The sequence below is a fragment of the Blautia sp. DFI.6.71 genome (assembly GCF_020593585.1).
In the GTDB taxonomy this organism is placed as follows: Bacteria; Bacillota; Clostridia; order Lachnospirales; family Lachnospiraceae; genus Blautia_A; species Blautia_A wexlerae.
The window spans coordinates 45,691-59,261 of sequence record NZ_JAJDMJ010000022.1 but is presented as its reverse complement, the minus strand read 5'-3'; the positions used below and the strand labels follow the sequence as shown (position 1 = coordinate 59,261).

The 13,571-nt window shown below is 42.2% G+C and carries 11 protein-coding genes, 1 tRNA gene and 1 other RNA gene; 5 read left to right on the top strand and 8 right to left on the bottom strand.

Features of this window, described 5'->3' with window-relative positions; all coding sequences use genetic code 11:
- Positions 1-128: 128 nt before the first annotated feature.
- Positions 129-390: signal recognition particle sRNA large type (ffs, locus tag LJE12_RS10940), an RNA gene on the top strand.
- Between the two features lie 162 nt (positions 391-552).
- Here ffs and LJE12_RS10935 read toward each other — a convergent pair.
- The 3 genes from LJE12_RS10935 to LJE12_RS10925 form a co-directional block, all read right to left on the bottom strand.
- The gene (locus tag LJE12_RS10935; RefSeq protein ID WP_022380097.1) at positions 553-1,920 is read right to left on the bottom strand and encodes an MATE family efflux transporter; all 1,368 of its coding nucleotides are present in this window, start codon (positions 1,918-1,920) and stop codon (positions 553-555) included.
- Positions 1,921-2,028: 108 nt separating this feature from the next.
- Complete coding sequence (gene tadA / locus LJE12_RS10930) at positions 2,029-2,544, bottom strand: tRNA adenosine(34) deaminase TadA (RefSeq protein WP_025578592.1); 516 nt, start codon at positions 2,542-2,544, stop codon at positions 2,029-2,031.
- A gap of 89 nt (positions 2,545-2,633) precedes the next feature.
- Positions 2,634-2,707: transfer RNA gene (locus tag LJE12_RS10925), tRNA-Pro, on the bottom strand.
- 132 nt (positions 2,708-2,839) lie between these two features.
- On the opposite strand from LJE12_RS10925, the gene LJE12_RS10920 reads away from it, so the two are divergent.
- Positions 2,840-3,883, top strand: a complete 1,044-nt coding sequence (locus LJE12_RS10920) for a DUF6128 domain-containing protein (RefSeq protein WP_055199826.1) — start codon at positions 2,840-2,842, stop codon at positions 3,881-3,883.
- Here the strand turns inward: LJE12_RS10920 and LJE12_RS10915 are convergent.
- From LJE12_RS10915 to LJE12_RS10895, 5 genes are all read right to left on the bottom strand, one after another.
- Positions 3,854-4,549, bottom strand: a complete 696-nt coding sequence (locus LJE12_RS10915; protein ID WP_008706935.1) for an anaerobic ribonucleoside-triphosphate reductase activating protein — start codon at positions 4,547-4,549, stop codon at positions 3,854-3,856. The two genes, LJE12_RS10920 and LJE12_RS10915, sit on opposite strands and share 30 nt — an antisense overlap.
- A 171-nt stretch (positions 4,550-4,720) precedes the next feature.
- A complete protein-coding gene (locus LJE12_RS10910; RefSeq protein ID WP_008706937.1) occupies positions 4,721-6,043 on the bottom strand; it encodes a PcsB-like coiled-coil domain-containing protein in 1,323 nt (440 codons plus the stop codon).
- Positions 6,044-6,299: 256 nt separating this feature from the next.
- Positions 6,300-6,587 carry a septation regulator SpoVG gene (spoVG, locus tag LJE12_RS10905; protein WP_055053372.1) on the bottom strand — a complete coding sequence of 96 codons (288 nt, stop codon included), beginning with the start codon at positions 6,585-6,587 and terminating at the stop codon, positions 6,300-6,302.
- 49 nt (positions 6,588-6,636) lie between these two features.
- The gene (gene glgD / locus LJE12_RS10900) at positions 6,637-7,755 is read right to left on the bottom strand and encodes a glucose-1-phosphate adenylyltransferase subunit GlgD (protein WP_008706942.1); all 1,119 of its coding nucleotides are present in this window, start codon (positions 7,753-7,755) and stop codon (positions 6,637-6,639) included.
- Positions 7,755-9,029 carry a glucose-1-phosphate adenylyltransferase gene (locus LJE12_RS10895; protein WP_008706943.1) on the bottom strand — a complete coding sequence of 425 codons (1,275 nt, stop codon included), beginning with the start codon at positions 9,027-9,029 and terminating at the stop codon, positions 7,755-7,757. Before LJE12_RS10895 ends, glgD begins: the two co-directional genes overlap by 1 nt.
- A gap of 393 nt (positions 9,030-9,422) precedes the next feature.
- Between LJE12_RS10895 and murC the strand changes: the two genes are divergently transcribed.
- The 3 genes from murC to LJE12_RS10880 all read left to right on the top strand — a co-directional run bounded on the left by murC (position 9,423) and on the right by LJE12_RS10880 (position 13,569).
- Entirely contained in the window at positions 9,423-10,802 is a 1,380-nt protein-coding gene (gene murC / locus LJE12_RS10890; protein WP_020993254.1) for a UDP-N-acetylmuramate--L-alanine ligase, read from the top strand.
- A 632-nt stretch (positions 10,803-11,434) separates the two neighbouring features.
- A complete protein-coding gene (locus LJE12_RS10885) occupies positions 11,435-12,517 on the top strand; it encodes a DnaD domain protein (protein WP_008706947.1) in 1,083 nt (360 codons plus the stop codon).
- Positions 12,518-12,585: 68 nt separating this feature from the next.
- The gene (locus tag LJE12_RS10880; protein ID WP_008706949.1) at positions 12,586-13,569 is read left to right on the top strand and encodes an ATP-binding protein; all 984 of its coding nucleotides are present in this window, start codon (positions 12,586-12,588) and stop codon (positions 13,567-13,569) included.
- Positions 13,570-13,571 lie beyond the last annotated feature (2 nt).

Sequence of the window (13,571 nt, the reverse complement as noted above, 5' to 3'; positions counted from 1 at the left end):
TTTGGCATATTCATGCCAAAACACCTCGCGGAATAGTGGTGTGTGAACAGTAACCTCCGTTCCCAGTAACAAGTTTTACTATAATGATTCACTATTGACAAAACAGCCTCCTGCCTATATAATCAGAAATGCGCAGCCGGGGAGATAGCGGTGCCCTGTACCTGCAATCCGCTACAGCAGGGGTGATGCCAATCCGAGGCTTGTCTCCTGTGGAGCTGCCCTCTATAAGTGGCGTTGACGTTTGGGTCTTACGCAACAGGAATCTGTGAACCGTGTCAGGACAGGAATGTAGCAGCACTAAGCAGAAGCTCTTGTGTGCCGTAAGGGTGCCTGGGCTGAGTTAACTGTAGAGGTAACGTCTGTGGGACCATTCCGAAGTGCGGCGCGCAAAAAAAGAATATTCATGATGCAGCTCATCATATAAAAAAGCATTCAGAATTTTATCTGTTGATAATTTTCTGAATGCTTTTCTTATTTTTGTGGTTTACAAAAGTCGATATATTAACAGAAGCAGGAAAGAGCCTTATACAATTTCCATCAGATAAAGAATAATTAATCCTCTACTGCCTGTACCTGACTTTTGTTCTTATATTTCTTCATTACATGAAAATAATAAGGAATCAGTGGGATCAGTGCGGCGATCCATGCGGTCGGGTCAGCCATACAGACACCGGCAAAAGAAGTATGTCCCGCAATCAATACGACAATTCCGGTTCTCGCCACCAGTTCAAATACCCCGCCAAGCATTGGTACAAGTCCATATCCCATTCCCTGCAGAGTATTTCGATAGAGGAAAATACTTCCGAGAAACGGATATGCCCAGAATACTGTCCGGAAATAAGTAACAGACACATTTACTACGTCCTGTTCCGATGGATCTACGAAAAGATATGTCAGATATTTTCCGAAGAAAAACATCAGGAACATAACAAAAACGCTCCATCCCAGGACCATCATCTGCGTGTAACGGACTCCCTGTTTCACACGATCCATTTTTCCTGCGCCCCTGTTCTGACCTACATAGGTTGCTATAGTTGCACCAAAGGCTGTAAATACTGTGGCAAAAATATTCTGGATCTTACCGGCAGCAGAGAATCCGGCCATATGTACAGGTCCGTAAATATTGACCGCACTCTGTACAATAATGGTTCCGATTGCTGTAATCGAAAACTGCAGTCCCATAGGAATTCCAAGCTTCAGAAGTCTGCCGAAACTGTCCCAGCATATCTCAAAATCCTTCCGTTCCAGATGAAGGATTGGAAATCTTTTTACAATATAAATCAGGCAGCACACTGCCGAAATTCCCTGTGCGATCACTGTGGCATATCCGCATCCTTCTACACCCATTCCAAAGACTACAATAAAAACTACATCCAGAATAACATTGATCACAGCCGAAATGATCAGGAAATACAATGGCGACTTGGAGTCACCCAGCGCACGCAGGAAAGCCGCAAGCGCATTATATGCACCTGTGATAATAAGACCTGCATAAATAATTCCCATATATGCAGTTACATCACCAAATACCTCTTCCGGCGAATTCATCAGATGCAGGATTGGTTTGTTCGCAAGACTGAATCCTATGGTCATGACAATGGAAAATGCAGCCATAAGGTAAATGGACATGGCAACATAATGGCGCATCCTGTCAAACTTTTTCGCTCCGAACATCTGGGCTACGATAATCGCAAATCCACTGCTGAGTCCATTCAGCCAGCCGGTCACAAAAAACATCAGTGAACCGGTGCTTCCGATAGCTGCAAGGGCATTTACTCCGATAAATTTTCCGGCAACAATGGAATCTGCAATATTATAAAACTGCTGAAAAAGATTTCCCAGGCACATTGGGATCATAAATTTTATTATCAGACTCACCGGACTGCCGACGGTCATGTCGTTTGTTGTATCTTTTTTCATTCTTTTTATTCGCCTCTTTTTATTTCTGCCTGTAACATTACTTCTGTTATTTTTATTACTCTTATTGCCTTTAAGATTCTTCCTGTTTTTGTCTGTCTTTTACTTTTATTATTCCGGTTCTCCCTCCGGATTTTCCTGTGCAGCTTTAAGGGCTGCCTTTTCCTGCTTCTTTTTCTCACGAAGCTTTCTGAAAAACTCAGATAACATAGAAGAACATTCCTCTTCCAGAACTCCCTGTGTAATCTTTACCTGATGATTAAATCCATCCACCTGTAAAAGATTCATCACAGAACCTGCGCAGCCCGCTTTGGCATTCATACAGCCGATCACTACTTCATCTATTCTGGACTGGACAAGTGCCCCGGAACACATCTGACATGGTTCCAGCGTCACATACATAGTGCATCCCTCCAGTCTCCAGTCACCAAGTTTTTTACTGGCTTTGCGGATTGCATTCAGTTCTGCATGGGAGAGTGTATTTTTATCTGTGTTTCTTCTGTTATATCCACGTGCGATGATCTTACCCTCATGCACGATCACACAGCCGATTGGCACTTCTTCCAGAGCTTCTGCCTTCTTCGCCTGACGGATAGCTTCTTTCATAAAACGTTCCTGATCTGTCAACTTTTCTTTTCCTTTCTGCTGTTGCATCACTACCAGAATAGCAAAAAGAAAGCCTGAAAACCAATTGGTTTCAGACTTCCTATGCGTAGTCGAAGCGACGGGATTCGAACCCACGACCTCTGCGTCCCGAACGCAGCGCTCTACCAAACTGAGCCACGCTTCGTCAATGCAAGTGCTATTATATTAATAAAATCGCAGTTTGTCAATAGATTTTTTCAAATTTTTTTAATTTTTTCGAATATTTTCTTCTGATGGTCATATACATTATTGAATCTGGTTTTACGGAGGAAGGATTTTGGCTGGATATCGGCGTTTTATCGCATATGTATATGACTATGAAAGCGGAAAGAAAGGCAGCAATTGCGGATTTATTAAAGTTGAAGTAAAAGATCAGCAATGTTCTGTTGAGATTCATCTGCATTGTCCGGGGCTGCCTGAAAATGTAAAATGCAATATTTATGGATTTACACGAAAGGATGGCCTGATCAACGGAATTCTTCTGGATACCTGCGAGACAGAAAAAGAAACTGTAGAATGCCTGATCATAACAGATGCAACAGATATGAATGACTCCGGCGTTGCAATGGGTAAGTTGGGCGGAATGATCATTACTTCAGATACCGGCGGATTCTTTGGTACTGAATGGGACGATCAGCCTATACGTCCGGAGAATTTCCATGAAATAAAAGCTATGCCTGACGCAGATATTCCTGAATCTGCGAAAATCACTTCACAGAAACCCGAAGTTCCGGCAGATATGGTATTACAGGAAATGCCCGAAGAACTTGAAGATATTTCAGAAAAACCCGAAGATACCTCGCTTACAAAAGTTCCTGACGATTCTTTATCAATTGAACCGTCTGCCAACATTCCGGCTCAGGGAACATCTGATAACAAGCCAGGAACAGAGTCATCCTATATCTCAGATAATACTGTTGAAGATTCCAATAGTTCTGAAAATGCCGGCAATCCTGTCCCGGAAAGAAATGCAGAAAACAGAAAAACCTCTGCCGAATTTTCCCCCTTCTCCGATGGCGAACTGATTTCTGCATGGAAGATACACCTTGATGACCTGAAGCATTTTCCGCGGCATTACTGTGCACTGCGCAATAACCGTTTTCTCCAGTATGGGCATTATAATTTCGGATATTTGCTTTTAGGACAAAGAAATAACGGACAGTATATCCTCGGCGTTCCCGGCGTTTATAATCAGCAGGAACGCTTTATGGCAAATATGTTTGGCTTTCCTTACTTCAAAGAAAGCAGCTATATAGAGATTCCAAAAATGCGCGGCGGTTACTGGTATCGTTTAATCGATGCCCCGGATTCCCACAGATAAAATCGTCTTTTGAAGAATCTTCTGAAAATTCTGAAGTTCTTCAAAAGTATAGCTTCCATATCCAGGCCTGAGGACTCCATCTGAGTCCTTATAAGCCTGCAGATAATATTCTTTCGCTCCTGCCAGCCACCCAGCGATTTCTTCAAAATCCTTCTGCGTATGCAGTTCCCGTACTACTGTTGTTCTGAATTCATAGTCCAGATTCCCATGCAGCAGAAAATCTGCTGTCTCAAAAATACTGTCCATATCAGGCTTTTCTATTCCGGTCAGATTTCCATAGTTATCCGGACAGGCTTTGATATCCATAGCTACTTTATCGATCAGTCCGGCTTCTGCCAGATGTTTTACAATCTTCGGACGTGAGCCATTGGTGTCCAGTTTAACAGCATAGCCCAGCTCTTTGATTTTTCCCAGAAATTCCTCCAGACCATCTGACAGTGTAGGTTCCCCTCCTGAAATGCAGACCCCGTCCAGAATTCCCTTTCTTTTTTTCAAAAAAGTCAAAAGTTCCTCCTGACTGTAATCCGGCTGTTCTCCGGGAGCCACAACCAATATACCATTCTGACAGAACGGACAGCGGAAATTGCATCCACCCAGAAATATAGTACTGGCTACCTTTCCCGGATAGTCCAGCAATGTCGTTTTATTAAAGCCACAGATTCTCATTGTTTATCTCCATTCCAATTATATTTTACCGTATATAAATCTGATATATCATTTTATCATCAGGCATCTGAATCCTCAAGTTAAACCACCTATGTTATAGCAATCCGGGCAAAAATCCGAAAAAAAGAACCCTGTTTTACCAGAGTTCTTAATCACATTATTGTTTTGTTATCAGTTCAACTGATAAACCTCAGCAGACTGAAGTCCGAAGCTTAATGCTTCTGAATGGCTGTCACAATAAATATCAACATGTCCATAAGGTGTTCCCAGATCCTCTACTGTGTATACATTTCCGTTGATCAGAAGCTGTGTTCCAAAGGGTACTCCCGCCATAGCTACAGTACGTCCTGCTGTCGGAACTGTTCCGCTGGCTGTCAGGTTACCTGCTGTACCGCAGCACTGTGCACAGTTGCAATATGCAGTCAGTGTAAAGTTGCCAAGGTATTTTCCCTGACCGGAAGAACTGTCTGAGGATGCCTGGCTGTCAGATGTATCTTCTGATTCATTGCTGTCAGAGTCTCCCTCATAGAAATCTGCATCGTTCTCTTCGTATGTATCTTCATCATCAGAATCCCCTGAATCTTCAGAAGTATCCTCAGATCCTTCAGTCTCCGAAGAATCCTGACTGTCCGAAGAGTCTTCCTCATAGGAATCTGTATCTTCTTCATAATCATCAGAACTCTCTTCTGCATCCTGTTCCTGTGCCGCTGCCGCCTCTGCTTCGGCCTGTGCCTGCGCTGCCTCTCTGGCTGCTTTTTCCTCTTCTGCCTGCTGCACAAGCTGAGCAATGCTGTTATCTGCATTGTTGATTTCTGCAGTCAGTGCTGCTGCTTCTTCCTGGCTTGCGCTGATCTGGCTTACATAGGAAGAGATGTTATCACTTGTGCTTGCTGCAAGATTCTGAACTTCCTGCTGTTTTGCCGCTCTCTCTTCAAGAAGCTGATCAATAGCAGCCTTCTCTTCCTCAGCAGTTGTTTCCTGATCTTTGATAGTGTTCTGAAGGTTCTCGCATTTCTCCAGCATAGTCCTGTCATACTGGGAAATCTTCGCAACACTCTCTGCATTGTTGAGGAACTCAGAAAGATCCTTAGATGACAGCAAAGTCTCTAATGCAGATGTACCACCATTCTCATACATATACTGGATGCGGAGTTTCATATCATCGTACTGTTTATTTAATGCTTTCTTAGCTTTCTTTAATTCTGTGTGAAGCTGTTTCAGCTCATTCTCTTTCTCTCCGGCCTGTATGCTAAGTTCAGAAATCGCATTAGTCAGGTCTTCATACTGTGTATTCAAATCAGACAGATAGTTCTCCAGCTCCTGCTTCTTGCTCTGAAGGCTGTCAATATTCGCCTGTGTCTGGGCAAGTCCGGCTTCTGCCTGCTGTTTCTGAGCCTGCATATCAGCAATCGCATCTTCTGTTGCATATGCAGTTGTTCCCATGGAAAAAGTAAGCATTCCGGCCAGCAGTAATGAAAAAACTTTTTTCTTCATAAATTAATCACCTTTCTCGTTAATCTGAAACCCAGTATATCATATTTCGTAAAAAAATCAACACTTTTTATTAACTTATGTAATAACTATGTAATATTTTCGTTACTGTTCACTGGTAATATCCCGCGAAGCGTGTTGCTGTGAACAGTAACAACATTTTACTTTTTCACCAATGCTAACAAAAAACAGGCACTGCCCTTTTTCAGAGACAGTGCCTGTGCTTCTTCTTATTTGTTTACAGTTCTTTATTCACCGGTTATTCCGCTTCTGCAGCTTCTTCCGGTTCCGCATCCATAACTTCCTGGAACTTGTCCAGAATGATCGTCTGGATCCTGTCACGTGTTGCAGAATTGATCGGATGTGCAATATCACGATATTCTCCGTCTGTTGCCTTACGGCTTGGCATAGCGATAAATAACCCTTTTTCTCCTTCAATCACCTTGATATCATGTACTACAAATTCATCATCGATTGTTATGGAAACAACCGCTTTCATCTTTCCTTCTTTTGCTACCTTCCTCACACGCACGTCAGTAATATTCATGATACAAATTTACTCCTTTCGATTTACCGAATCTATCCGGCTGTTTTATTTACAGTATATATCTGTCATTTTTCTCCACGACGATCTTCACTTCACCGTCGCCACAGTAATACGAATTTGCACGAATAGTATCCCGGCTTTCAACAATGCAGTTCTCAATATGAGTATTATCTCCCAGATATACATTGTTTAAAATCACAGAGTTCTTGATCACGCAGTTATTTCCTACAAATACGTCTTTAAAAAGAACGGAATTCTCCACCGTACCATTGATAATACATCCGCTGGCAACCAGGCTGTTCTTCACCTGTGCTCCCGGATTGTATTTTGCAGGAGGCAGATCATCAATCTTTGTCTTAATTGTCGGTTCCTGTTTGAAGAAATAGTTTCTGATCTCCGGTTTCAGGAAATCCATATTTGTCTTATAATATGCTTCTGCTGTGGAGATATTGCTCCAGTATGTGTCAATCTTATATCCATAGATTCTCTTAAGATTCTTGTAGCGGATCAGAATATCCTTTACAAAATCATGTCTGCCTTCCAGCGCAGCTCTCTCGATCAGCTCGATCAGCTGTCTTCTTCGGATAACATAGATACCTGTTGAAATTGTATTATAAGAAGAAACCATTGGCTTCTCTTCAAATTCCTCAATCCTGCAGTCCTCATTCATACGGAGAACACCAAATCTCTCAATCTCACTGGGATTATCGCAGGTAGTGCATACTACCGTAACATCTGCACGTTTCGCAATATGATATTCAAGAACCTTGTTGTAATCCATCTTATAAACGCAGTCGCCGGATGCGATCACTACATATGGTTCATGACTGCTTTTAAGGAATTCCAGATTCTGATAAATAGCATCTGCTGTTCCCTGATACCACAGACTGTTCTCTTTTGTGATCGTAGGTGTAAATACAAAGAGACCACCCTGTTTTCTTCCGAAATCCCACCATTTGGAAGAGCTTAAATGTTCATTCAGAGAACGGGCATTGTACTGTGTCAGAACAGCAACTCTCTGAATATGAGAACTCGCCATGTTGCTCAGTGCGAAGTCGATACTTCTGTAGCTTCCGGCAATCGGCATTGCTGCGATTGCCCTCTTATTTGATAATTCTCTCATGCGGTTATTATTACCGCCAGCCAAAATAATACCTATCGCTCTCATTATTCGTCACCGTCCTTTGCTGTAATTACCTGTCCGCCGGCCAGCTCACCATCAGGATAATCCTCAGGAACAGTTATACCTGAGATTGCTGTATTCTTTCCGATCCTTACATTATCCGGGATCACGCTGCGTTCACCAACCGTAGCAATTCCAAATGCATAAACTGCAGGTTTCAGCACATTCGGTGCTTCCTCACCACATCCCAGTACAACATTGTTTCCAATAGTAACATCCTCGGCAATAATAGCCTTATCCATCTGTACGCCCTCACCAATGGTAGAATTGCGCATGATAATGGAATCACGGATCACGCTGCCTTTTCCGATCACAACATTTGGTCCGATCACAGAATTATGTATTTCCCCGTAAATTTCTGCACCCTCACCGATCAGACATCTGTCTGTAACCGCATCTGCCGAAATATACTGAGGCGGGATAATATCTCCCTTTGTGTAAATCTTCCAGAATTCTTCATAGAGATTAAATTCCGGAATAATATCGATCAGTTCCATATTGGCCTCCCAATAAGAACCCAGTGTTCCTACATCCTTCCAGTATCCATTGTATTCGTAGGCGAAAAGTCTTTCACCTTTCTCCTTGCAGTATGGAAGAACATGTTTGCCAAAATCACAGCTGTTCTGATCCTTCAGAGACATCAGTGCTTCCTTTAAAGCAGGCCAGCTGAAAATATAAATTCCCATGGACGCCAGATTGCTGCTTGGATGCTCCGGTTTCTCCTCAAACTCCGTAATGCGTCCTATGTCATCTGTTACCATGATACCAAAACGGCTTGCTTCCTCAATAGGTACCGGCATACAGGCAATCGTCACATCCGCTTTATTCGCTTTATGGAAATCAAGCATTACTTCATAATCCATCTTATAGATATGGTCACCGGATAAGATCAGGACATAATCCGGATTATACTGTTCCATGTAATCCATATTCTGGAAGATTGCATTGGCTGTTCCTGTGTACCACTCACTGCTGGTACTCTTCTCGTAAGGCGGCAGTACTGTTACACCACCTTCGTTTCTGTCAAGATCCCATGGAATACCAATTCCGATATGTGTATTAAGTCGCAATGGCTGATACTGTGTCAATACACCTACTGTATCGATGCCTGAATTAATACAGTTACTTAAAGGAAAATCTATGATACGATATTTCCCGCCAAAAGCAACTGCAGGTTTCGCTACTTTTTCTGTCAGTACACCCAGTCTGCTGCCCTGACCGCCGGCCAGAAGCATAGCTATCATTTCTTTCTTAATCATGCAATCACCTCTTGTTGTAGTTATGGTAACTATTCGTCAGTCTGCTGTTTCGCGAGGCACTGAACAGTTACAGGTTATGATTATTTAATTATAACACACTTTTATCTGTTAGTGAACATTATTTACAATTTTTGTTTCTCATTTTTTGTTTTTTTATGATTTTTGCACACGTTTTTTATTGAGTCTGTATTTCCACCGATATATTATTAGGCATTTTTCATATATCCAATGTCGTTTTTTGTAATTTTTTATCAACCAAAAGAAGTCCTTTTCATTTTAAGGCACAGGGAGTATAATAAACAGACAGATAAAACAGTTCCAGTAACTATGCGAATATGTTACAGTTACCGGATTTATAAAGATTTGTAAATAATTAATCAAGGAGAACATACTATGTATCAGATAGATTTTCACAAACCACTTCATATACATTTTATCGGTATCGGCGGCATCAGCATGAGCGGACTGGCCGAGATTCTTCTCGGCGAGGATTTTGTCATTTCCGGTTCCGATTCCAAATCCAGTCCTCTTACGCAGGCACTGGAGAAAAAGGGAGCCACCATCTATTACGGACAGCGTGCCACAAACATTACCGATGACGTAGATGTTGTGGTATATACCGCAGCTATCCATCCTGACAACCCGGAATTTGCCTGTGCAAAGGAAAAAGGACTTCCAATGCTCACACGTGCAGAGCTTCTCGGACAGATCATGAGGAATTATGATACTCCTGTTGCCATTTCCGGAACTCATGGAAAAACAACCACGACATCTATGGTATCTCACATTCTTCTTGCAGGAGACTGTGACCCGACCATCAGTGTGGGAGGTATTCTTCCTGCTATCGGCGGAAACATCCGCGTAGGCAATTCTGAGACTTTTGTCACAGAAGCCTGCGAATACACAAACAGCTTTCTGAGCTTTTTCCCGAAGATCAGTATTATCCTGAATATGGATGCAGACCATCTGGATTTCTTTAAGGATATTGACGATATCCGTCATTCCTTCCGCCGCTTTGCAGAGCTTCTTCCTGCTGACGGTACACTGATCATCAATGCAGATACTCCGAAATATGAAGATATCATCCGGGATCTTCCATGTAATGTGATCACTTATGGTCTGGAACATGATGCAGATTATCAGGCAGCAGATATCACTTATGACAAATATGGACATGCTTCCTTCTCCGTTCTGCGCAATGGCGTTAAGGTTGGCAGCTATTATCTGAAAGTGCCGGGCATCCACAATGTTTCCAATGCACTGGCAGCAATTGCCCTCGGTCATCTTCTTGGTCTTTCCGAAGAAGTGATCATCAAGGGACTTGGAAGTTTCACAGGAACAGACCGCCGTTTCCAGTATAAAGGAGAAGTTGCAGGGGTTACGATCGTAGACGATTATGCACATCATCCTACAGAAATTGAAGCAACTCTTCATGCCGCACACAATTATCCCCATAAGAAATTATGGTGTGTATTCCAGCCACATACATATACCCGTACCAAAGCTCTGCTTCCGGAGTTTGCCAAAGCACTCAGCCTGGCAGATCATGTGGTAGTTGCGGATATTTATGCAGCAAGAGAAACCGATACTCTGGGAATTTCTTCTGAAGATCTGCAGAAGCGTATTCAGGAACTGGGAACTCCCTGCGAGTATTTCCCTACCTTTGATGAGATTGAGAATTATCTGCTCTCCAACTGCCAGGAGGGTGATCTGCTCATCACCATGGGAGCCGGAGATGTTGTAAATATCGGGGAGCATCTGCTGGGTAAATAATGTTTCTGCCTGACATAAATATCAGCAATTTACACAGGACAATTCGGAAAATAATTTTTCAGAATTGTCCTGTTTTTTACAAACGCCCAACTTATAGCAATAGAAGATACTGAACACTTGTGTCTCTGTCGACAATTTCCATTAAAAAGTTATAAACATTTTATCCCCCTCAATTCTTCCTTTATTTATAACAGTTCAGATCACTTATCCACATTTTCCACATCGTTATACACATTTTCATCTGCCTGCATATGTGGATGTATATGTGCATAAATCACTTAACATAATTCGACATTATTCGTCCCCGTAATACTCCGTTTTTCCCTGAAATTCAACATTTTTCAGGTTTCCAATAATATATACCACATTTCACCTTTCCACATTATCCACATTATCCACATTCAAATGTGGATGAAATCTTCGACAAAAATCCCCTATTCTCTTTTAAAAAATGTTGTGCTATAATTCATAGATATCAAGTCAGAGGAAAAATATCTTTTTTTACTCTGACATCTTATTATTATGAGAATTGTGGGAGCTGCTTTGCAGCGGAGCAATTCGTGGATATCAGGTTAGGGGCAAAATACCTTTTGACCCTAACATCTTATTATTATGAAAGAGAGTGGAAATTCATGGCTATGATCACTTTACAGAATTCCCGCAATGCGGAAGTAACTGTATTAACCAACAATTTCATAGACAACTATATGCCTGGGGCCAATGGAGAATTTGTGAAAGTATATATCTATCTTCTGAGGCTTCTTTCTGACACCTCTGTACCCTTCAGTCTGGAGCAGATGGCTGATCATTTCTTCTGTACAGAACGTGACATTATCCGCGCTCTGAAATACTGGGAGAAAGAGAAACTCCTTACTTTAACCTACAGAAATAACGAAGATATAGCAGATATCATATTGAATGTACCACCTGTAAAATCTGCTGCTTCCGACACACCCGTTTCGACAGCCCCTGTTACAAAAACAGAAACCCGTACTTCTTCTGCACCGGCACAGCCTGTGAAGCAGACCACCAACTCAGCCACTGCACTGTCTCCTGACCGTGTAAAAGAATTAAAGCAAAATGATGAGATCGTACAGCTCCTCTATATCGCAGAACAGTATCTCGGCAAAACGCTCACTCCTACCGAGATGAAAAAGATCCTGTTTTTCTATGATGAGCTGAAATTCTCGCCTGATCTGATCGAGTACCTGATCGAATACAGTGTCAGCCGCGGGCATAAGAGTATGCGTTACATAGAAACCGTTGCTCTTGCCTGGGCAGATGAGGGAATCACCACTGTCACCATGGCAAAAGAGGCAAATTCCCGTTATGCCAAAGAATACTTTACTATTTTTAAATCAATGGGAATCAGCGGACGAAATCCGGTAGATACAGAGATTTCTCTTATGAACACTTGGCTGAATGATTATGGTTTTACCATGGATATCATCCAGGAAGCCTGCAGCCGTACAGTTCTCTCTACCGGACAGCCAAGTTTCCAGTATGCAGATAAAATCCTTTCCGGATGGAAAGATAAAAATGTCCGTACACTTGCAGATGTCCGGCTCCTCGATGCTCAGCATCAGCGCCAGAAGATGGAAAAGAATACCCAGCGAAAAGCAGCTTCCAAACCGGCTGCATCAAACCGGTTTAACAATTTCCATCAGCGACAGTACGACTTTAACGAATATGAAAAGAAATTGCTGAATCAGTAACGGCAGTGGCATAATCGTCTGAAAGTCACTGAACAGCTACAAAAAAACAAACGAAAGGGTGTGAAGTCATGCCTTTACAGAATTATCAGTATGATACGATCATGCGGGAATACAGCAAGACCCAGTCTCAGAACAGACGTATTCTGGAGGAGCGTACTCAGGAAATTTATAAAAAAATCCCGCGCATCCACGAAATAGATGAAGAGGTTGCCACCTTAAGCGCCAAAAAAGCAAGAGCACTCTTAAGCGGAGAATCATCAGGTCTTGAGGACCTTAAAGCTGCAATCTCTCTTCTGTCCCAGGAGCGCAATGCCCTGCTGGTATGTAACTCATATCCGGAGGATTATCTGGAACTTCCATATAAGTGTCCGGTCTGTCAGGATACCGGTTACGTCGGAAGCCAAAAATGTACCTGTTTTAAGAAAGCAGAGATAGAACTGCTCTATACGCAGTCCAATTTAAAAGAAATTCTCAAAAAAGAAAACTTTGACCACTTTTCTTTTGATTATTATTCTGATACAATGAAGAACGAAGCTACCGGACTGACAGAAAGAGAGACGGCCCGGAGAGCTTATGATATTGCCAGAGGTTTTGTGAGAAATTTTGACAGTTCCTTTGAGAATCTGTTTCTTTACGGTGATACCGGTGTGGGTAAGACTTTTCTTTCTCACTGTATTGCTCATGATCTTCTGGAATCAGCACATTGCGTTATGTACTTTTCCGCATTTGATCTGTTTGAACTGCTGGCAGACTCCAAATTCTCCAGAGATAAAACAGAAGGACAGGAATTTGTATTTGACAGCGATCTGCTGATCATCGACGACCTGGGAACTGAACTTACAAACAGCTTTGTCTCTTCCCAGTTGTTTTTGTGCATAAATGAACGCATCATGCGCAGGAAGTCTACGATCATATCAACAAATCTGAAACTGGAAAATTTCTCGGATACTTATTCCGAACGAACCTTTTCGAGAATCGCCAGCAACTACCGTATGGTGAAACTGGAAGGAAAGGATATCCGTATACAGAAAATTTTTTTAGGAGGAAAATAAAA